The following is a 20165-nucleotide window of genomic DNA, read 5'->3' on the forward strand; positions in this document are numbered from 1 at the left end:
TCCAGAACGATTCAAAGACGCAGATCACTTGCGAAAGGGAATCATGCCAGAGGCGGGGCACCGGGGTTCAGGCTGGGCCATTGCTGGCGCAGGGTGAGCCGTTCTACCTGCGGTTGCGGTGCGCCCGGCTGGACTGCGAAGCGGGTGAAAGACAGCTGGGGAACGTGCCCGGGCAAGGCCACCAGCGGCGGCGAGCCGGAGCAGCACCAGCAGTGCTGCATGGTGGAATGGTCGTCGTTCTGCGGCGCTTGCTGGTCGAGCTTGCCCAGGGAAATGGCCACCAGCTTGGTGCCGGTGGAGGAGCAGAAGCTGCCCCACAGCAGTTGCTCGTCCAGCCCCGAATCGCTGCGCTGCATGGCCCCGGAAAGCGGCATGGCAAGCATGTTGAACAGCACTGCGAAGCAGGCGATCCAGGCAAATGCGAGCCGTTGTCGGGACATGGTGGGCGATCCGTCGGTTGAGCGATCAGGCGGGTATTTAGCCTGATCGCTGTGGATAAGTAAAAAAACACCGTGTGCGGTGTGGTGTCGCAGGAGCGGTTCAGGCGTTGCTGACGTTGATCTTCAGCCCCAGGGCCTTCATCACCTTGATGATAGTCGCGAACTCCGGGTTGCCCTGGCTGCCGAGGGCCTTGTACAGGCTTTCGCGGCCCAGGCCGGTGTCACGGGCGACCTGGGTCATGCCGCGGGCACGGGCGATGTCGTTGAGTGCGGCGCGGATCAGCACGCCGTCGCCGGTGTCTTCCTCGAAGCAGGCGTCGAGGTAGGCGACCATGTCTTCAGGGGTCTTGAGGTACTCCGCCGCGTCGAAGCGGGTCACTGGGGTGCGCATGTTTCAGCCCTCGCTCTTGAGGTCGCAGGCCAGTTGCCTGGCCCGTTGGATATCGCGTTTCTGGGTGGCCTTGTCGCCGCCGATCAACAGCAGGTAGATCACTTTGCCGCGGTGCGAGAAGTACACCAGGTAACCCGGGCCGCGGTGGATGCGTATCTCGTGGACGCCTTCGCCCACAGGTTCGCAGTCGCCAAAACGGCCCAGCTGTGCGGCGCGGATCCTGGCCAGTACACGGGTTTTCCCTTGCGGGTCCTTCAGGTTCAGCAGCCAGCGGCTGAACTCAGGAGTCTGCTCGAAAACGAACATGGAAAATGTATTCCTTGGGATACGTCGCGGCAACCCATTTGCCCGCGAAAAACCCAGTGAAGCGACAGGCGGTCCTGCCCGGCGCCGGCGTCACTGAGGCTGTTCAAGGAAGGCTAAAGCAAGGAATTGGCGCGCGCTGCCAGGGGTTTCCCATGTTGCTGTGGGGCGCGATGGTTTTGTCTGTCAGGCTTTATCCGGCAAGCCCAGGGCCAGCAGCAACTGGGCAGTGCTGCTGAAATTGCGATCCGTTTCGGGCAGGTCCGGACGCTTGAGTACCAGCACCGGCAGCCCGCGCTCGCGGGCCACTTCCAGCTTGGGTTCGGTGGCGCTGCTGCCACTGTTCTTGCTGATCAGCACGTCGATCTGCCGGCGGGCGAACAACTGCCGCTCGTCTTCGATCAGGAACGGCCCGCGGGCACCTATGACTTCGCAGTGCTCGTTGCCCGGGCAGGTCTCCAGGGCGCGCAGGGTCCAGAATTGCCCGGGGGGAATTTCATCCAGGTGCTGCAAGGGCTCGCGGCCCAGGGTGAACAGTGGCCGCTTGAAGGGGCGCAGGGCCTCCACCAGTTGCGCCCAGCCGTCGATCTCGCGCCAGTCGTCACCCGGTTGCGGCTGCCAGGCCGGGCGCCGCAAGGCCCAGCAGGGCACGCCAGCGCTCTTCGCGGCGGCCACGGCATTGGCGCTGATCTGTGCTGCGTAGGGGTGGGTGGCATCCAGCAGCAGGCCGATCCGCTGCTCGCGGATAAAGCGCGCCAGGCCCTCGGCGCCGCCGTAGCCGCCGACCCGTACCTGGCACCGCAGGTCACCGGGCACCCGGCCGACCCCGGCCAGGCTGTAGATATGTTCCGGGCCCAGGGTGCGGGCGATGGCCAGGGCCTCGGTGACCCCGCCCAGCAGCAGGATACGGGTCATTGGAAACCTCCGGCGTGGCCGACGATGCCGCCCTGGCGGTCGATGGCAAAGACCTCTACCTGGACCTGGGGCGGCACCACGCTGCGGGCGAAATCCAGGGCGTGCCGGCATACCGCATCGCCCAGCGCGATTCCGGCGGCGCTGGCCATGGCCAGTGCCTGCTGGCTGGTATTGGCTTGGCGGATCGCCTGTTGCAGGGCCGGGTCGGCCCCCGCATCGGCGGCCCATTGCGCCAGTTGCGGCAGGTCGATACTGGAGTGGCGGCTGTGCAAGTCCATGTGCCCGGCGGCCAGCTTGCTGATCTTGCCGAAGCCGCCGCACAGGCTGAGTTTATCCACCGGTACTTTGCGCAAGTGCTTGAGCACCGCACCCACGAAGTCGCCCATTTCGATCAGGGCGATTTCCGGCAGCTCGTAGACCCGGCGCATGGTGTCTTCGCTGGCGTTGCCGGTGCAGGCGGCGATGTGCAGGTAGCCATTGGTTTTGGCCACGTCGATGCCTTGATGGATCGAAGCGATGTAGGCCGCGCAGGAGAAGGGCCGGACGATGCCGCTGGTGCCCAGGATCGACAGCCCGCCAAGAATCCCCAGGCGCGGGTTCATGGTTTTCAGGGCCAGTTCCGCTCCGCCCTCGACGTTCACCGTGACCTCGAAACCGCCGGGGTAGGCCCGTTCTTCGGCGAGCCGTTGCAGGTGCTCGCCGATCATCCGGCGCGGTATGGGATTGATCGCCGGCTCGCCCACCGCCAGCACCAGGCCGGGGCGGGTCACGGTGCCGACACCCTGGCCGGCGACGAAGCGAATGCCCGGTTCAGGGGTCAGGCGCACCCGGGAGTACAGCAGGGCGCCGTGGGTCACGTCCGGATCGTCGCCGGCGTCCTTGATAGTGCCGGCTTCGGCGCCGTCGGCGGTGTGGCGGCAGAATTCCAGGCGCATCTGCACCTGCTTGCCCTTGGGCAGGATGATCTGCACCGCGTCGGCATTGCTGCCCTCGAGCAGCAGGCGCGCGGCGGCCAGGCTGGTGGCGGTGGCGCAACTGCCGGTGGTCAGGCCGCTGCGCAGGGGCGCGGGCTGTTCCGCTGTTTCTTCACGCATGCCCCAGCCCTCGAAGGGGCGAGCTTGCTCGCCAAGGGCGTACTTCGGTCTCTTGGGCGGACGTATTCGCGAGCAAGCCCGCACCTGCAAGGTTCATGGCAGGTCCCGGGGCTTGTGCAGGTCCAGCAGGGTGATCGGCAGGGCCTGGCGCCAGGTGTCGAACTCTCCCAGTGGCTGGGCCTGGGCGATGTGAATGCGGGTCAGCTCGCCGCCGTGGCGTTCTCGCCAGTCCATCAGGGTCATTTCGCTTTGCAGGGTCACGGCATTGGCCACCAGGCGCCCGCCGGGCTTGAGTTGTTCCCAGCAGGCCTGCAGCACGCCTTCGCGGGTCACGCCGCCACCGATGAAGATCGCATCCGGGCGTTCCAGCCCGGCCAGTGCCTGGGGCGCGCGGCCGCGTATCAGTTGCAGCCCGGGCACGCCGAGTACCTCGCGGTTGTGTTCGATCAATTGCTGGCGGCCGTCGTCGGCCTCGATGGCCAGGGCGCGGCAGCTGGGGTGGGTACGCATCCACTCGATGCCGATGGAGCCGCTGCCGGCACCCACGTCCCAGAGCAGCTCGCCGGGCACCGGTGCCAGGCGCGCCAGGGTCATGGCCCGCACGTCGCGCTTGGTCAACTGGCCGTCGTGGCGAAAGGCCGAGTCCGGCAGGCCGGCGAGCCGCGACAGGCGCGGGGTGCTGGCTTCGGCGAGGCATTCGATGGCCAGCAGGTTGAGGTCGGCGATTGCCGGGTCGGCCCAGTCATTGGCGGTGCCGTCGATGCGCCGCTCCAGGGGGCCGCCCAGGTGTTCCAGCACGCTGATCCGGCTCGGGCCGAAACCGCGCTCGCGCAGCAGGCCGGCGATGGCGGCCGGGCTGTGGCCGTCATTGCTCAGCACCAGCAGGCGTACCCCGCCGGACAGTTGGGCGCTGAGTGCGCTGATCGGCCGCGCGACCACAGAGAGCGTGATCACCTCCTGCAAAGGCCAGCCCAGGCGCGCAGCCGCCAGGGAATAGGACGAAGGAAAAGACAGTACCTGGATTTCCTCTGCGGGCAGCTGCCGCGCCAGGCTGGCGCCGACGCCGAACAGCATGGGGTCACCGCTGGCCAGGACGCAGACTGCAGCACCACGCTGGCTCAGCACCGGCTCCAGGGAAAACGGGCTGGGCCACAGCTGGCGCTGGCCACGGATGCAGGGTGGCAGCAGGTCCAGCTGGCGTTGGGCGCCGACGATCTTTGATGCGCCCAGCAGGGCATGCCGGGCATTTCTGCCCAGGCCCTTGAAGCCGTCTTCACCGATTCCCACTACTGTCAGCCAGGGCGACATCTCTATTCCTCGAACGCAAAACCTGTTGTTCCGACAGGCAGGCTTTTCATGCCTTCGGACAAAGCAGGCATAATACCGCGCCTTCGCTGACGAAGCGCTTTTCCCACACGGCCGGTCACCCCCTTGAACGAACGCTCGATGTCCACTGCCATCCGCCCCTCGGCCTGCCCGGGGTTGCTGCGCATCGTCCCGGCGCTGGACGGTAGCATCTGCCGGATCAAGCTGGCTGGCGGCGTCATCAGCGCGGAGCAGGCCGTGGCAGTGGCCGAGGCGGCGCAGGCTTACGCCGGTGGCGTGATCGAGGCCACCAACCGCGCCAACCTGCAGATTCGCGGCATCGGCCCGGAGCATCAGGCACTGATCGCCGCACTGCTGGCTGCCGGGCTTGGGCCGACTACTGCCGCCGGTGACGATGTGCGCAACCTGATGCTCAGCCCCTGCGCCGGGATCGATCGGCAGTGCTTGATGGATACCCGGCCCCTGGCCGCACAGATTCTCGACACCTTGCAGGGCCATCCGCGCTTTCACCAACTGTCGGCCAAGTTCGCCGTACAGCTCGACGGTGGCGAAGCCCTGGCCATGCTCGAACATCACCATGACCTGTGGCTGTCGGCCCTTGAACGCGACGGCCAGGGGCTGCTGGCGTTCGGCCTGGCTGGCTGCCCGGTGGATGAACCCCTGGCGGCGGTGGCGCAGGACCAGGGCCACGAGCTGCTGGTGGCCGTGCTGGAGCTGTTTCTCGACCTGGCGCGGCCGGAACAGACGCGCATGCGTCACCTGCTGATGGACATGTCGCGGGAGGATTTCCTCGCTCAACTGGAGCCCCGCCTGAGCCGGCCGCTGTTGAATATCGGTGGTTGGCGGCGCCAGGCCAGTGACGCCGGGCTGCACATCGGTACTTATCCACAGGCTGCGCCCGGGCAGGTCTATGTTGGCGCGGGCACGCCCCTGGGGCGGCTCGATCCGGCCATGCTCAAGGGCGCGGCGCAATTGGCCCGAGAGTACGGCGACGCCAGCCTGCGCCTGACCCCCTGGCAGAGCCTGCTGCTGCCCTCGATCGCCGCGGCGGATGCGCCGGCGGCCACTGCCGCCCTGGAACAACTGGGCCTGCTGTGCAGCCCGCAACAGGCCTTGGCTCACTTGATCGCCTGCACCGGTTCCAGTGGTTGCGGCAAGGCCCTGGCCGACACCAAAAGCGACGCCCTGCAACTGGCAGGACTGCTCCAGCGCCATGGCCGCCAACTGGATGTGCACCTGTCCGCCTGCCCGCGTTCCTGCGCCGCCGCTCATGTGGCGCCGGCCACCCTGCTGGCGGTGGCCCCAGGGCGCTATGACTTGTATTTGCGCGATGCAGCGCTGCCGGGTTTCGGCACGCTGCACGCACGCAACCTTTCTATTGAAGCGGCAGAGGCATTGCTCGATGCCCGCCCACGGAGCAACCTTGATGCTTGATTACATCCGCGACGGTCAGGAGATCTATCGCAACTCCTTCGCGATCATTCGCGAAGAAGCCCGGCTGGAGCGCATTCCCGCCGACCTGGAGAAACTCGCCGTGCGGGTGATCCATGCCTGCGGCATGGTCGAGGCCGTCGATGGCCTGCAGTTTTCCGAGGGCGCCGGCAAGGCCGGGCGCGATGCCCTGGCGGCCGGTGCACCGATTCTCTGCGATGCGCGCATGGTTTCCGAGGGTATTACCCGGGCCCGCTTGCCGGCCAACAACCAGGTGATCTGCACCCTGCGCGACGACAGCGTGCCAGCGCTGGCCCGGGAGCTGGGCAACACCCGTTCCGCTGCGGCCCTGGAGCTGTGGCGCCCGCACCTGGAAGGCAGCGTGGTGGTGATCGGCAACGCGCCCACCGCCTTGTTCTACCTGCTGGAAATGCTCGATGCGGGCGCGCCGAAACCGGCGCTGATCCTCGGCTTCCCGGTGGGCTTCGTCGGCGCCGCCGAATCCAAGGCGATGCTCGCCGCCGACAGCCGCGGGGTGCCCTTCGTGATCATGCAGGGCCGCCTGGGCGGCAGCGCCATGGCGGCGGCTGCGGTCAATGCCCTGGCCACGGAGGTCGAATGATGCAGCAGCCCGGACGTTTGATCGGCCTTGGCGTGGGCCCCGGTGACCCGGAACTGATTACCCTGAAGGCCCTGCGCCTGCTGCGCGAATCACCGGTGGTGGCCTACTTCGTGGCCAAGGGCAAGAAGGGCAATGCCTTCGGCATCATCGAAGGGCATCTGCAACAGGCCCAGACCCTGCTGCCCCTGGTGTACCCGGTCACCACCGAGGTGCTGCCGGCGCCGCTGTCCTACGAACAAGTGATCAGCGACTTCTACGACAGCGCCAGCCAGGAGCTGGCGCAGCACCTGGACGCCGGCCGCGACGTGGCGGTGATCTGCGAAGGCGACCCGTTCTTCTACGGCTCCTACATGTACCTGCACGACCGGCTGGCCGAGCGTTACCAGGCCGAAGTGGTGCCGGGGGTGTGCTCGATGCTGGGCGGCGCTTCGGTGCTGGGCGCGCCGTTGGTGTATCGCAACCAGAGCCTGTCGGTGCTTTCCGGGGTGCTGCCCCATGAGGAACTCAAGCGTCGCCTGGCGGACGCCGATGCGGCGGTGGTGATGAAGCTGGGGCGCAACTTCCCCAAGGTGCGCCAGGTCCTGGAAGAACTGGGGCTGGCGCGGCGTGCGCTGTACGTCGAGCGCGCCACCATGGCCAACCAGAAGATCGTGCCGCTGGATGACGTGGAGCCGATGTCCTCGCCGTACTTCTCGCTGATCATCGTTCCCGGCGAAAGGTGGCAAGGCTGATGGCCCGTTCAACTCCGGCCATCGTCATCCTTGGCCAAGGCAGCCTCGACACCGCACGGCAGATCCAGCGGCTGTATCCCGACTCGTTGATCCACGGTCTGGCGGAACGGGTCGAAGGCGCCGACCGGGTCTACCACGAATTCGGCGCGACCCTGCGCCAGCTCTATCAGCAGGACACGCCCATCATCGCCCTGTGTGCGGCCGGCATCGTGATCCGCACCCTGGCGCCGCTGCTGCTGGAAAAGGGCGCCGAGCCGCCGGTGCTGGCGGTGGCCGAAGACGGCAGCGCCGTGGTGCCGCTGCTGGGCGGTCTTGGCGGCGTCAACGTCATGGCCCGGGAAATCGCTGCGGGCCTTGGAGTGGCCGCGGCCATTACCACTAGCGGTGAACTGCGCTTCGGCACCTGCCTGCTCAACCCGCCCAGTGGCTATGCCCTGGGTGACCTGGAGCTGGGCAAGCGGTTCGTCTCCGACCTGCTGGGTGGCGAAAGCGTGCGCATCGAAGGCGCAGCACCCTGGCTGGCCGCAGCGAAGCTGCCCGAGGACGACCAGGCCCGCCTGACCATCCGGGTCGGTTCCGCCGAGCGCGAGCCCGTGGCCAATGAGCTGCTGATCTACCCCCGCAGCGTGCTGGTTGCCTGCCGTGGGCAGCGACTGGCCGGCGAAGCTGATAGCGACCTGGCCACGCACATCCGCCAGGCCCTGCATCAGGCGCGCATCGCCGTGCAGTCAGTGGCGTGCCTGCTGGCCGCCGACCGCGACATGGCCGACCGTGCCCTGCACCAGGCAGCAGCGCAACTGGGCGTACCGCTGCGCTTCCTGCCGGCCGCCGACAGCGTCGTCGAGCTGGCGCAACAGGCGGTGCCGCAATTGCTGCCGCCGCTGAAGGTGGGCGAGGACATCGCCATTGCCGTGGCCAACCAGCCCCTGTACCCCGAGCAGATCGGCCGTCCCCGTGGGCGTCTGGCCGTGATCGGCCTCGGTCCGGGCGCTGCCGAGCTCATGGTGCCCGTGGTGAAAGCCGAACTGGCCCGGGCCAATGACATTCTGGGTTATGAGACCTATGTGCGCATGGCCGGTCCGTTTCGCGCCGACCAGGTGATGCACTGCACCGATAACCGCGAAGAGATGCAGCGCGCCCGTCACGCCTTCGAGCTGGCGGCCCAGGGCCGTTCGGTGGTGGTGGTGTCGTCCGGCGACCCGGGAGTGTTCGCCATGGCCGCGGCGGTGCTCGAAGCCCTGCACGAATCCAGCGACCCGGCCTGGCACAGCGTCGATCTGGAGATCCTCCCGGGCGTCTCCGCCTCCCTGGCTACCGCGGCACAGGCCGGTGCGCCTCTGGGCCATGACTTCTGCGTGCTGTCGCTGTCGGACAATCTCAAACCCTGGGACATCATCGAGAAGCGCCTGGACCTCGCCTCCCAGGCGGATCTGGCCCTGGCCTTCTACAACCCGATTTCCCGCTCGCGGCCCTGGCAACTGGGCCGGGCCCTGGAGATCGTGCGCCAGCACCGTACGCCGCAAACCCCTGTGGTATTGGGGCGCGACATTGGCCGCCCGGGCCAGACCCTGCGGGTCATCACCCTGGGCGAGCTGACCCCGGAGCAGGTGGACATGCGCACCATGGTGCTGGTGGGTTCCTCCACCACCTGCGTCTTCCCCCGGGCCGGGGGCGGCGACTGGGTGTACACCCCGCGCTGGTACGGCAATAAACCCCTCTAGGAGTCGCTGGGTTCGGCGGTCAGCAGCCAGGTGATGAATTCGAAGAAGCCGGCCCATCTGGCGGGGATGCGGCCGGCGACGAAAGCTTCCCGGTCGCCCAGGTCGAAATCCCAGACGCCGCCGCTGTCCTTGTCCAGCAAGTAGCCGCCTTCGCCTTGCAATGAGGTGAAGGCCACAAAGTTCTCTGGCAGCTCCCAGACCTCATGGATGAACTCGGTGCCCATGCGAACTTCCTCGCCGGGCCCGGCAATGTCGAGGAGCACTTCGTCGCTGGCGCGGCTGCTGAAATCGGCGGGGTGGCAGGCCAGGTAGATCTGTGCGAACTCGCTGTCCGGGGCAATGCCCAGGGCTTCCAGCGCCAGGGTGACCTCGGCGCTTTCAGGAAGCGGGCGGTAGCGGGGCTGGGCTTCGATCAGGGCAATCAGTGGCGCTGGAATCATGCAGGGTACTCGGTGGCGCGTGGCCATTTGTCCAGCGGCAGATGGTTCATGTCGCGGGTGAATTGTTCCCGGGCCTGGCCCAGGGTTTTATGGTTCGGCCCGCTCGGCACATCCAGCGCTTCGCTGCCGTCGTCTTCCCAGTGGCACAGGTCGCAGATCTCGTATTCGCCTCGTGCGCCCAGGGTCAGGTAGCCGCAGCAGGGGCAGGCCTCCAGGCACTCGATGTTCGCGCTGACGGTGTAGTCACCCAGCCCGGCTTCACGCAGGCAGCGCCTCAGGTACAGGTGGGTCACGCCGCGATATTCGGCGCGCAGGGCGATCAGCAGCAGCGCGTCGTAGCGTGGGTCTTGCACCTCTTGCGGGGGCTCCGGTTGGGTCAGGATCTGTTGTTGCAGGCTGGGTGCAAGTGCCGCGAATTCAAGGTCGTCGCTGTCTATTCCCCACCAGTTCAGGAGGTGGGAGAAGCGCGCGGCGGCGTCGAGGCCGGGCAACCTCTGGCGGCTCAGAAGGTCGATGGCTGCGTTGGCGGTGAGTTTTTCCATGGGGGCTCGGCTTTTCGAGGGGGCGGTTCAGGGCCAGGTCAGGGTCAATTGGTCAGGGCGCTGAATGGGTATTCGTACCCTGACCCCGGAGGTCGATTCGCCATGGAGGTACTGGTCCTGGATCTCTACTCGGTTGAAGGGGTTGGTGTCCCGCAGGGCAATCAGCCAGATCAGTGCATCCGAGCCTTTTTCCTGCAAGGCCAGGAAGCCATCGCCGCCGTAGCCTGCCGTCTCCCCACCCCGGGCATAGAACGACTGTGGACCGTCGGTGCACAAGCCCAGGGTGGTGACGAAGTCAGGCTCATCCTGTTGGGGATAGTCCAGGGCCGGCAACCAGACGTTGTTGATCAGCCGGGGATGTTCATAGGGCAGGTCGAACAGGCAGTAGAACCCGCTGCCGAGGACCAGGGTGTTTTCCCGGGGGAAACACCCGGCCTGCCATTGTTCCTGAATGAAAGCGGCATCGGCGCTGTAGGGCATTGGGTGGTTCCTGCTCCTGCTGGAAGGGGGGGGCTACAGGTTCGAGACCTGGCGAAAACCGGAGTTGTAGGCGCATTGCCCGGCGTACTCGGGGCGTGCATCACAGGCCTTGAGGCAACCCTGGACGCCCTTGGGAAAGCGCGCCTCCACCGACATAGCGAAACCGTAGGTCGGCGTGGTCACCGCAAAGCTGCTGTTGCAGGCCACTTGCGTGCTGTAGGTGAAGGTCATGGCCTCGCGCCGGCCGTTGTGGGCGAAGGCCACCTCGAAGCTGTCGAGGCTGTTCCAGCCCGACAGCGGCAGCACTACAAAACGGTAGCGGGTGCTGTCCAGGCGTTGGCCGATGACCCGCAGGTTCTTGCTCGATGAGTCGGCCTTGGGCGAAGGGTAGGGCAGGGCCAGCAGCGCCCGCGGGTCACCCACCACGCCCAGTTCGAAGCCGATACCTTTTTGGTAGAAGGGTATCTCCAGGGCCGGTGCGCCCTCGATCTTCACGTACTGGCTGGATGCATAGGGGCCGCGGGTTTCAGGCTTGTAGTCCGGCGCTTTGGCGAAGCTGACTTCAAGCTCCAGCACCGCGTCTGAGGCCTTGGCGTGCTCGGTGCGTATATCGCTGGGTTGCTCGCTGCCATGGCTGGCGCAACCGGCCAGCACCATGGCCGTAGTCAGTTGCAGCAGCTGTCGGGCGGGCCATGGACGTAGAACGGTCATCACTCAATGCTCCTTCTTCAGCGGGCTGGAGTTCAGGCCCAGCCCCTTGAGCTGCCAGCTTCCCTGCACCTGCTGCCAGCTGAACTGGCGGCCGACCCAGTCCACCTGCAAGGCGTGATGCAGGCGGCTCTGGTCAATGCGCCGGCCTTCGTCCAGGGCCTTTCGCGCGCGGTCGCCGGCTTGGTTGAACAGGGGCCAGAGCTGGCTCAGGTTCAGCTCCTTGCTGATCGGCAACTGGGCATACACGCCCTGTTCCGCCGAACTGAGCAGCAGCCCTTCCTTGCCGAGGAACGCAGCACTGCTGTTGTCCGGCGACACCGACACCAGCATGGCGTAGTGGGAGAACCCCCAGCCGGGCAGCCGCTCGTCGAACCACAGCACTTGCCCGGTGGAGGGCACCAGGGCCCGCGCGCCCTCGGGAAACAGCAGCAGGTCGCTGCGTCCGGGTTGCGGCTGGCCCCAGTCGGGTTCGCTCTTGCTCTTGACCGGGCTGAGGATGCGGGCCAGGGGCGTGTCGTTCTGCACGGCGATCAGCACCGTGCCGACGCCCATCCATTCGATGGTGGTGGCCAGCAGTACCGGTTGCCCGCCCCGGGTCGCCCCGGTGGGTTTTACATCGGTGATCTGCCAGGCGTTCAGCGGCCGATAGAGCTGGCCCTTGTAGGTGATTTCCCGGGGGCTGCTGCCGTCCCGACGGTGGTACACCTTGAAGTCGCCAAAGCGCTCAATGGATTCACTGGTCTTGTTCAGCCAGGCCTCGAGCTTGGCCTGGGGCGATTCGCCAGCCAGTGCCGGGAGGGGCATGAGCAGGAGCCCGGCCAGCAGGCAGGCCAGGCCGCGCCCGATCTGCGCAAGGCACAGGGCGCGCGCGGCGACGGGGCCCGTGCCAGTGGGTCGTTGAAGAGTCTGCATTCCGTTGCCTGTCGCTTGATGGGAGGGTGGCCGGGGCCCTAAGGGACCAGGTAGCCCCTGACCCCGGTGAAGATGATCTGCGCCGCCAGGGCGCAGACGAACAGCCCCATCAACCGGCTGACGATCTGCAAGCCCTGGTCGCCGAGGATGCGTTCGATGCGGTTGGACAGGTACAGCACCACCCCCACGGTGAGGCTGGCCAGGGCGATGCTGAGGATGGCGGTGAGCTTGTCGTCCCAGTGCGGCTGGCTGACGCCCATCACCAGCAGGGCGCCGATGGTGCCCGGGCCCACGGTCAGGGGAATGGTCAGCGGGACTATGGTCACATCCTGCTGCACGTTGTCGGTCTGCACCGCCGATTTGCCCTGGGCCATGCCCAGGGCAGAGATGAACAGCACACTGCCGGCGCCGATGCGGAAGGCGTCCACGGTGATGCCGAACACGCCGAAGATCACCCGGCCGAACAGGTACAGCAGGATGCTGGAGACCAGGGTCGCCAGGGCCACTTTCCAGGCCAGGCGCCGGCGCTCCTTGAGCGAATAGCCGCGGGTCAGGCTGATGAAGCACGAGAGCACGAAGAAGGGGCTGTAGAGCACCAGCATCTTCAGGTAAACGCTGAACAGCACGTGGAGCATGGTGGGAGCTCACGACTAAAGGAGGGCGAGCGAGAGTTTAACAGGCGCCGCAGAGCCTGTCGGCTCAACTGGTGTGCGCGGTGCTGCGCTCGCGCAGGTCGCGCTGGGTCACCCAGTGTTCCACCAGTTCCCGCAGTTGCGAGAGCTCCACGGGCTTTGCCATGTGCCCATCCATGCCGGCCTGGCGCGCGCGCTCTTTGTGCTCGGCGAGGATGTGCGCGGTGAGCGCCACCACCGGGGTACGCACCCGCTGGTTGCCGACTTCCCAGGCGCGCAGTTGCTGGGTGGCGGAGAAGCCGTCGAGCACCGGCATTTCGCAGTCCATCAGTACCAGGTCGTAGCGGTTGGCTTTCATTGCCTGCAAGGCTTCCTCGCCGTTGCTGGCGGTATCAGGCTGCAGGTTGAGCTTGCCGAGCATGCCGCGGATGACCTTGGTGGAAATGCTGTTGTCCTCGGCCACCAGGATGCGGAAGTCGCTGGGCACGGTGACTGGCGCCGGGGCCTGGGCAGCTTGCGCCGGCTGGTTGTAGGGGGCGGCGGGGGCCTTGTCGCGCTGATTGAGTTCGTCCGCCAGGGTGGTCTTGAGGGTGTAGCCGGCCACTGGCTTGGCGAGGATGCGCTTGATCCCGGCATTGCGTGCAATCACCTTGCTCGGCGCATTGCTGATGCCGGTGAGCATGATCAGCAGGATGTCGTGGTTCAGGCTCGGGTCTTCCTTGATCTTCGCCGCCAGTTGCATGCCGGTCATGCCGGGCATGTTCTGGTCCAGCAATACCACGTCGAAGTAGTCCCGCAGGTGCGCCTTGGTGCGTAGCAGGGCCAGGGCTTCCTTGCCCGATGGCACGGCGCTGACGTTCAGGCCCCAGGCACTGCACTGCTGTACCAGCACCTTGCGGCAGGTGTCGTTGTCGTCCACCACCAGTACCCGCGCGCCCTGCAGGGGGCCGTCGAGGTCGGCGGTCGGGTGTTCCAGGCGCTCGGCATCCAGGGGCAGGGTCAGCCACAGGGTGCTGCCCTGGTTGGTGCCGCTCTTGATGCCGAACTCGCCATGCATCAGCAGGATCAGTTGACGGGCGATCACCAGCCCCAGGTTGCCCCCCAGGCGGGTGGTGGCGAGGAAGTTCTTGCTGTGCAGCTCGGTGTGCAGCAGGGCTTCGCGCTCTTCGGCCTCCATCGGCTGGCCGCTGTCCTGCACGGCGATGCGCAGGCGCGGTTTGCTGCTGCGCTCGTCGAGGGCGACGACGATCAGCACTTCGCCTTCATCGGTCTTCTTCAGGGCATTTTCCAACAGGCTCAGCAGGGCCTGGCGCAGGCGTGTCGGGTCACCGCTGATGACCCGTGGCACCTGGGGCTGGATGAAACTGATCAGCTCGACGTTCTGCTGTTCGGCCTTGGCCCGGAAGATGCTCAGGCAGTCTTCGATCAGGGCGTTGAGGTCGAACTGCACATCGTCCAGTTCGATCTGCCCGGACTCCAGCTTGGAGATGTCGAGGATCTCGTTGATCAGGGTCAGCAGCTCGTTGCCGGCACTGTGGATGGTCTGCACGTAATCGCGCTGCTTGACCGACAGCGGGGTGCCCAGCAGCAGCTCGGTCATGCCCAGCACGCCGTTCATCGGGGTGCGGATCTCGTGGCTTATCTTGGCCAGGAACTCGGCCTTGGCATTGACCTCGGCGGTGCTGGCGGCCAGGTCGCGGCTGACGCTGAAGCGGTTCTCGGTGATGTTGCGCTGGCGCTCGCCCAGGGCAATGCTCATCAGCAGCCCGGCGATGCACACCACGCTCAAGAGGGTGACGATCAGGCCTTGCGGGGCCACCAGGGTCAGCCCCAGCAGGGCCGGCAGGATCACCAGGGTGCCGAGGTTGAAGATCACCATGGCGGCGACGAACAGGCGCGCCGGGCGATAACCCTTGTGCCAGTGATAGCCACCGACGAACAGCATGCTCAGGCCGGCCAGGGCCACCAGGCCGTAGGTGATGATGTTCAGCGGCAGGGTATCGACGAACAGCAGCAACAGGCCGAACAGGCTGATCAGCAGGATGTTGCCCAGCAGCAGGCGGTTCAGCGGATGCGCGCCCAGGGGGGCGAAAAAGCGGTAGGCGAACATCATCCCGCAGGGCGCGGTCAGCAGCAGGGCGATATAGGCCCCCGGCGTCTGCAGGGCTTCCCAGGCCGGGAGCCAGGGCCCGAACAGGTTCAGCAGCATCAGCAGGCTGAGGGTCAGCAGCCCTTCGCAGGCTGCCAGCCACAGGCTGCTGCGCGAACGGGTGTAGGCGAAGCGGGTGAGGTTGTGCAGGATCAGCATCGCCAGGCAGCCGAACAGCAGGCCGTAGATCAGCGTCTGGCTCTGGTCGGCCGCGCCCATCACCGCCGATTGCAGGGTGATGAAGGGGCGCAGTTCGTGTTCGGACACCAGGCGTACATAGACGTCCAGTGGCTTGGCGCTTTGCGGCAGCGGCAGCATGAAGTCGCTGCTGGGCAGGGGCTTTTGCGCCTGCGACGGGCCGGAGCCGGTGTTCACTTGCTCGATCAGCTTGTCGCCTTCGAGCACGTAGAGGTTCAGGTGGGACAGGTCGGGGGCGAAGATCCGCAGGATCTGCTCATGGGTTCCCGGTTGCAGCTTGAAGCGTAGCCACAGGGCGCCATCGGGCTCGGCGGCGGTGAGCTTGTCCAGCTCGATCGGGCTGAACTGGTTGGTGTAGCGCGGGGAGCGGATGTCACTGAGCTGCAGGTCGGCCTGTTCGTCGAGCAAAACCGCCCAGCCACTGCCTTGAGCGGCCAGGGCCGGGTTCAAGCAGAGCAGGGTCAGCAAGGTGACGGTGAAGCCTAGGGCAATCCTGAGCCAGCGCACGGCGAAATCCCTTCGTTGGTTGATGCCTGATTATAACTATGCGCGGCGTAATGACCGCACGGCAAGGGCGTGTGCCCTTGCCGGGGTCAACGACAGCCTTACTCCTGGCCGCGCTCGCGGGCAATGGCGCGGTAGCCGATGTCCTTACGGTAGAAGCAGCCCTGCCAGTCGATCTCGGCCGCCAGGCGGTAGGCCTGTTGCTGAGCCGCGTCGACACTGTCACCCATGGCGGTAGCGCACAGTACCCGGCCGCCGGAGGTCACGACCTGGCCATCCTTGAGTGCGGTACCGGCGTGGAACACCTTGCCTTCCAGTGCTGCCGCGGCGTCCAGGCCAGTGATGGCCGCGCCCTTGGCATAGTCACCAGGATAGCCGCCTGCCGCCAGAACGATACCCAGGCTCGGGCGTGGGTCCCACTGCGCTTCGACCTTGTCCAGGGCCTGGGCCAGGGCGGCTTCCACCAGCAGCACCAGGCTCGATTGCAGGCGCAGCATCACCGGTTGGGTTTCCGGGTCGCCGAAGCGGCAGTTGAACTCGATGACTTTCGGGTTGCCGGCCTTGTCGATCATCAGCCCGGCATAGAGGAAGCCGGTGTAGACGTTGCCTTCCTCGGCCATGCCGCGCACGGTGGGCCAGATCACCAGATCCATCACCCGCTGGTGCACTTCTGAAGTGACCACCGGTGCCGGGGAGTAGGCGCCCATGCCACCGGTATTGGGGCCAGTGTCGCCGTCGCCGACGCGCTTGTGGTCCTGGCTGGTGGCCATGGGCAGCACGTTCTTGCCGTCGACCATGACGATGAAGCTGGCTTCCTCGCCGTCGAGGAACTCCTCGATCACCACGCGGGAACCGGCGTCGCCGAAGGCATTGCCGGCGAGCATGTCGCGCACCGCTTCCTCGGCTTCGGCCAGGGTCATGGCCACGATCACGCCTTTGCCGGCGGCCAGGCCGTCGGCCTTGATCACGATCGGGGCGCCTTTTTCACGCAGGTAAGCCAGGGCCGGCTCGATCTCGGTGAAGTTCTGATAGTCGGCAGTAGGGATCTTGTGGCGGGCGAGGAAATCCTTGGTGAAGGCTTTCGAACCTTCCAGCTGCGCAGCACCGGCCGTCGGGCCGAAACAGTCCAGGCCACGGGAGCGGAACAGGTCGACCACGCCAGCCACCAGCGGCACTTCCGGGCCGACGATGGTCAGGGACACATTCTTCTGAGCAAAGTCTGCAAGCTGCTCCAGGGCCAGTACGTCGATGGCGACGTTCTCGCACTTGGCCTCGATGGCGGTGCCGGCGTTGCCTGGGGCGACGAACACTTTCTGAACCCGTGGGTCCTGAGCGACTTTCCAGGCCAGAGCGTGTTCACGACCGCCGCTACCAATGATCAGTACATTCATTTCAAAAACCTCGGATGACGCTAATTCTGTTTTGGAACCTGAAGAGCTGGACGCCTCAGGAGGTTGCAATGACAGTGGTAGATGCAAGGCGGAGCCCACCTCGATGAGCGCAGTGCCTGTTGGCAATGAGCATCATCGAGGTGGGCTCCAACGCAGCAGATGCCGGTGTCAGTGCGACCGTTGTCGTATCAGTGACGGAAGTGGCGCATGCCGGTGAACACCATGGCAATGCCCGCTTCGTCGGCCGCGGCAATCACTTCGTTGTCACGCATCGAGCCGCCGGGCTGGATCACTGCGGTGATGCCGACCTTGGCGGCGTTGTCCAGGCCGTCGCGGAACGGGAAGAACGCATCGGAGGCCATGACCGAACCGGCGACTTGCAAGCCGGCGTGCTCGGCCTTGATGGCGGCGATTCGCGCGGAGTTCACGCGGCTCATCTGGCCGGCGCCGACACCGATGGTCTGGCGGTTCTTGGCGTAGACGATGGCGTTGGACTTGACGTACTTGGCGACTTTCCAGGCGAAGATCAGGTCGTTGATCTCTTGCTCGGTCGGGGCGCGCTTGGTCACGACTTTCAGGTCATCGGCACTGATCATGCCGATGTCGCGGCTCTGCACCAGCAGGCCGCCGTTGACGCGCTTGTAATCCCAGGCCGCAGCGCGCTCAGCCGACCACTGGCCGCAGGCCAGCAGGCGCACGTTGGCCTTGGCAGCGACAATGGCGCGGGCTTCTTCGCTGACGCTCGGGGCAATGATCACTTCGACGAACTGACGCTCGACGATGGCCTTGGCGGTGGCTGCATCCAGCTCGCGGTTGAAGGCGATGATGCCGCCGAAGGCCGATTCGGTGTCGGTGGCGTAGGCCAGTTCGTACGCCTGGCGGATACCGCCTTCAGCGTCCGGGCTGACCGCCACGCCGCACGGGTTGGCGTGCTTGACGATGACGCAGGCCGGCTTGACGAAGCTCTTCACGCATTCCAGCGCGGCGTCGGTGTCGGCCACGTTGTTGTAGGACAGCTCTTTGCCTTGCAGTTGGGTCGCGGTGGCGATGCCGACTTCAGCAGGCTTGGCCTCAACGTAGAACGCCGCGCTCTGGTGCGGGTTCTCGCCGTAGCGCATTTCCTGGGCCTTGATGAACTGGCTGTTGAAGGTGCGCGGGAATTCGCTGCGGCCGGATGTCGAGAGGGTTTCGGCGGCCTGGTTCACGGTGCCCATGTAGTTGGCGATCATGCCGTCGTACGCAGCGGTGTGTTCGAAGGCCTTGAGCATCAGGTCGAAGCGCTGGGCGTAAGTCAGGCCACCGGCCTTGAGGCTTTCCAGGACGCCGGCGTAGTCGCTGGCATTGACCACGATGGCCACGTCCTTATGGTTCTTGGCCGCCGAGCGGACCATGGTCGGGCCGCCGATGTCGATGTTCTCGATGGCGGTCGGCAGGTCGCAGCCTGGCTTGTTGATGGTGGCTTCGAACGGGTAGAGGTTGACCGCGACCAGGTCGATCGGCTTGATCCCGTGCTCGTTCATGATGGCGTCGTCAATGCCGCGACGGCCGAGGATACCGCCGTGGATTTTCGGGTGCAGGGTCTTCACCCGGCCATCCATCATTTCCGCGAAACCGGTGTAATCCGCGACTTCCACTGCGGACACGCCGTTGTCCTGCAGCAGTTTGAAGGTCCCGCCGGTGGAGAGGATCTCCACACCAAGGGCTTCCAGCTCCTTGGCGAATTCGAGGATCCCGGTCTTGTCGGAAACACTGATCAAGGCGCGGCGGATCGGCAGGCGGGTAGTCTGGTCGGTCATCTCAATTTCCATCAAAAGCAAAGGAGTCAGCAAAAAAGGCGACCGTTTTTTACGCGGGCGCCTTTCTGGTTTGATTGAATGCTTACAGCAAATCGTACTGCTTGAGTTTCTTGCGCAGGGTACCGCGGTTCAGACCCAGGAGTTCGCTGGCCTTGGTCTGGTTGCCCTTGACGTAGTTCATCACGCTTTCGAGCAACGGAGCCTCGACTTCGGAGAGCACCAGGTTGTACACGTCCGTGACGGCAGCGCCCTCAAGGTGGGCGAAATAATTGTGCAGCGCCTTCTCGACACTCCCGCGAAGGGTCTGGCCTTCTTCGCTGGGTGTATTGAGGTGCTGTTTCAAATTCACGTTGTCGCTCACGGGTGTTGTTCCACTCACTAAAGTCTCGGTCATCATCGTCATGCGGCCACCCCCTCTCCGTCCCCTGTTTCCAGGCTCTTGTAACGTCCGGCAAAGAACTCACGAACGTTGGCGCATTGTGCTTCCGTATCTTCCAAACGATTGAAGTGGGCGCGAAACTCCCTGGCGCCCGGCAGGGTTGCGAGATACCAGCCCACATGCTTGCGCGCAATGCGTACGCCCATGACATCTCCATAGAAGGCATGCAGCGCGGCCAGGTGCTCTAGCAGAATACGTTCCACCTCGAACAGCTCCGGTGCCGGGAGGGTTTCACCGGTACTGAGGAAGTGTTCGATCTCACGAAAAATCCATGGCCGCCCCTGGGCGGCCCGGCCGATCAACAGCCCGTCGGCGCCGGTGGCGTGCAACACCCGCCGGGCCTTTTCCGGCGAGTCGATATCGCCATTGGCAAAGACCGGGATCGACACCGCCTGCTTGATCGCGGCAATGGTGTCGTACTCGGCTTCACCGGTGTACAGGTCGGCCCGGGTCCGACCATGGACCGCCAGTGCCGTGATGCCGGCCTGCTCGGCGATCTTCGCCACCGTCAGGCCGTTCTTGTTCTCCCGGTCCCAGCCGGTGCGGATCTTCAGGGTGACCGGTACATCCACAGCGGCCACTACTGCCTGGAGAATCTCGTTGACCAGGGCTTCGTCCTTCAGCAACGCGGAGCCGGCGGCCTTGTTGCAGACCTTCTTGGCCGGGCAACCCATGTTGATATCAATAATCTGTGCGCCCAACTCGACGTTGGCGCGGGCGGCGTCTGCCAGCATCTGTGCATCACCCCCGGCAATCTGCACCGAGCGGGGCTCGGGATCGCCTTCGTGGATCATGCGCAACCGCGATTTGCGGCTGTTCCACAAGCTCATGTCGCTGGTGACCATTTCCGAGACTACAAGGCCCGCGCCCAATTGCTTGCAAAGCTGACGAAAGGGCTGGTCTGTAACCCCCGCCATCGGGGCGAGAATCAAACCGTTGTGCACTGTATATGGGCCGATGCGTACCGCCGACATAGGACTTCCCTGTTGTGGGGCCG

21 protein-coding genes are annotated in these 20165 nt (G+C 65.6%); 4 read left to right on the forward strand and 17 right to left on the reverse strand.

Features of this window, described 5'->3' with window-relative positions:
* Positions 1 to 41 precede the first annotated feature (41 nt).
* From BM382_RS22640 to BM382_RS22665, 6 genes are all read right to left on the reverse strand, one after another.
* Positions 42 to 440 carry a DUF2946 domain-containing protein gene (locus BM382_RS22640; protein ID WP_011059019.1) on the reverse strand — a complete coding sequence of 133 codons (399 nt, stop codon included), beginning with the start codon at positions 438 to 440 and terminating at the stop codon, positions 42 to 44.
* 100 nt (positions 441 to 540) lie between these two features.
* A complete protein-coding gene (locus BM382_RS22645; protein WP_011059020.1) occupies positions 541 to 831 on the reverse strand; it encodes an addiction module antidote protein in 291 nt (96 codons plus the stop codon).
* A gap of 3 nt (positions 832 to 834) precedes the next feature.
* Positions 835 to 1137 carry a type II toxin-antitoxin system RelE/ParE family toxin gene (locus BM382_RS22650; RefSeq protein WP_072443967.1) on the reverse strand — a complete coding sequence of 101 codons (303 nt, stop codon included), beginning with the start codon at positions 1135 to 1137 and terminating at the stop codon, positions 835 to 837.
* 183 nt (positions 1138 to 1320) lie between these two features.
* A complete protein-coding gene (locus tag BM382_RS22655; protein WP_072443969.1) occupies positions 1321 to 2049 on the reverse strand; it encodes a cobalt-precorrin-6A reductase in 729 nt (242 codons plus the stop codon).
* Positions 2046 to 3143: a cobalt-precorrin-5B (C(1))-methyltransferase gene (locus BM382_RS22660; RefSeq protein WP_072443971.1), complete on the reverse strand. Its 1098-nt coding sequence runs from the start codon at positions 3141 to 3143 to the stop codon at positions 2046 to 2048. Before BM382_RS22660 ends, BM382_RS22655 begins: the two co-directional genes overlap by 4 nt.
* 93 nt (positions 3144 to 3236) lie before the next feature.
* On the reverse strand, positions 3237 to 4451 hold the full coding sequence (locus BM382_RS22665; RefSeq protein WP_011059024.1) for a bifunctional cobalt-precorrin-7 (C(5))-methyltransferase/cobalt-precorrin-6B (C(15))-methyltransferase: 1215 nt from the start codon (positions 4449 to 4451) through the stop codon (positions 3237 to 3239).
* Between the two features lie 138 nt (positions 4452 to 4589).
* On the opposite strand from BM382_RS22665, the gene cobG reads away from it, so the two are divergent.
* The 4 genes from cobG to cobJ are packed head-to-tail and all read left to right on the forward strand — an operon-like array spanning position 4590 to position 8974.
* Positions 4590 to 5903 (forward strand): precorrin-3B synthase, encoded by a 1314-nt coding sequence (gene cobG, locus BM382_RS22670; protein WP_072443973.1) that lies wholly within the window; start codon positions 4590 to 4592, stop codon positions 5901 to 5903.
* Positions 5896 to 6522 carry a precorrin-8X methylmutase gene (locus BM382_RS22675; RefSeq protein ID WP_011059025.1) on the forward strand — a complete coding sequence of 209 codons (627 nt, stop codon included), beginning with the start codon at positions 5896 to 5898 and terminating at the stop codon, positions 6520 to 6522. The genes cobG and BM382_RS22675 overlap by 8 nt, the downstream gene beginning before the upstream one ends.
* Positions 6522 to 7253: a precorrin-2 C(20)-methyltransferase gene (locus BM382_RS22680; RefSeq protein WP_053156151.1), complete on the forward strand. Its 732-nt coding sequence runs from the start codon at positions 6522 to 6524 to the stop codon at positions 7251 to 7253. The genes BM382_RS22675 and BM382_RS22680 overlap by 1 nt, the downstream gene beginning before the upstream one ends.
* Positions 7253 to 8974, forward strand: a complete 1722-nt coding sequence (gene cobJ, locus BM382_RS22685) for a precorrin-3B C(17)-methyltransferase (RefSeq protein WP_072443975.1) — start codon at positions 7253 to 7255, stop codon at positions 8972 to 8974. Before BM382_RS22680 ends, cobJ begins: the two co-directional genes overlap by 1 nt.
* On the opposite strand, the gene BM382_RS22690 is transcribed toward cobJ, so the two are convergent.
* The 11 genes from BM382_RS22690 to dusB all read right to left on the reverse strand — a co-directional run bounded on the left by BM382_RS22690 (position 8971) and on the right by dusB (position 20142).
* Positions 8971 to 9414 carry an SMI1/KNR4 family protein gene (locus BM382_RS22690; RefSeq protein ID WP_072443977.1) on the reverse strand — a complete coding sequence of 148 codons (444 nt, stop codon included), beginning with the start codon at positions 9412 to 9414 and terminating at the stop codon, positions 8971 to 8973. The two genes, cobJ and BM382_RS22690, sit on opposite strands and share 4 nt — an antisense overlap.
* Positions 9411 to 9956: a CPCC family cysteine-rich protein gene (locus BM382_RS22695; RefSeq protein WP_011059029.1), complete on the reverse strand. Its 546-nt coding sequence runs from the start codon at positions 9954 to 9956 to the stop codon at positions 9411 to 9413. The genes BM382_RS22690 and BM382_RS22695 overlap by 4 nt, the downstream gene beginning before the upstream one ends.
* A gap of 27 nt (positions 9957 to 9983) precedes the next feature.
* Positions 9984 to 10436 carry a hypothetical protein gene (locus tag BM382_RS22700; RefSeq protein WP_072443979.1) on the reverse strand — a complete coding sequence of 151 codons (453 nt, stop codon included), beginning with the start codon at positions 10434 to 10436 and terminating at the stop codon, positions 9984 to 9986.
* A gap of 33 nt (positions 10437 to 10469) precedes the next feature.
* Positions 10470 to 11147 carry a hypothetical protein gene (locus tag BM382_RS22705; RefSeq protein WP_011059031.1) on the reverse strand — a complete coding sequence of 226 codons (678 nt, stop codon included), beginning with the start codon at positions 11145 to 11147 and terminating at the stop codon, positions 10470 to 10472.
* A 3-nt stretch (positions 11148 to 11150) separates the two neighbouring features.
* On the reverse strand, positions 11151 to 12059 hold the full coding sequence (locus tag BM382_RS22710; protein ID WP_072443981.1) for a hypothetical protein: 909 nt from the start codon (positions 12057 to 12059) through the stop codon (positions 11151 to 11153).
* Positions 12060 to 12097: 38 nt separating this feature from the next.
* Positions 12098 to 12694: a MarC family protein gene (locus BM382_RS22715; protein ID WP_011059033.1), complete on the reverse strand. Its 597-nt coding sequence runs from the start codon at positions 12692 to 12694 to the stop codon at positions 12098 to 12100.
* A 64-nt stretch (positions 12695 to 12758) separates the two neighbouring features.
* Positions 12759 to 15545 carry a hybrid sensor histidine kinase/response regulator gene (locus BM382_RS22720; protein WP_072443983.1) on the reverse strand — a complete coding sequence of 929 codons (2787 nt, stop codon included), beginning with the start codon at positions 15543 to 15545 and terminating at the stop codon, positions 12759 to 12761.
* Positions 15546 to 15643: 98 nt separating this feature from the next.
* Positions 15644 to 16933 (reverse strand): phosphoribosylamine--glycine ligase, encoded by a 1290-nt coding sequence (gene purD / locus BM382_RS22725; protein WP_011059035.1) that lies wholly within the window; start codon positions 16931 to 16933, stop codon positions 15644 to 15646.
* Positions 16934 to 17121: 188 nt separating this feature from the next.
* Complete coding sequence (gene purH / locus BM382_RS22730; protein ID WP_011059036.1) at positions 17122 to 18729, reverse strand: bifunctional phosphoribosylaminoimidazolecarboxamide formyltransferase/IMP cyclohydrolase; 1608 nt, start codon at positions 18727 to 18729, stop codon at positions 17122 to 17124.
* A gap of 82 nt (positions 18730 to 18811) precedes the next feature.
* On the reverse strand, positions 18812 to 19132 hold the full coding sequence (gene fis / locus BM382_RS22735; RefSeq protein WP_003186237.1) for a DNA-binding transcriptional regulator Fis: 321 nt from the start codon (positions 19130 to 19132) through the stop codon (positions 18812 to 18814).
* The gene (dusB, locus tag BM382_RS22740) at positions 19129 to 20142 is read right to left on the reverse strand and encodes a tRNA dihydrouridine synthase DusB (protein ID WP_011059037.1); all 1014 of its coding nucleotides are present in this window, start codon (positions 20140 to 20142) and stop codon (positions 19129 to 19131) included. Before dusB ends, fis begins: the two co-directional genes overlap by 4 nt.
* Positions 20143 to 20165 lie beyond the last annotated feature (23 nt).

Source organism: Pseudomonas sp. NFPP25 (assembly GCF_900116505.1).
Classification (GTDB): domain Bacteria; phylum Pseudomonadota; class Gammaproteobacteria; order Pseudomonadales; family Pseudomonadaceae; genus Aquipseudomonas; species Aquipseudomonas protegens.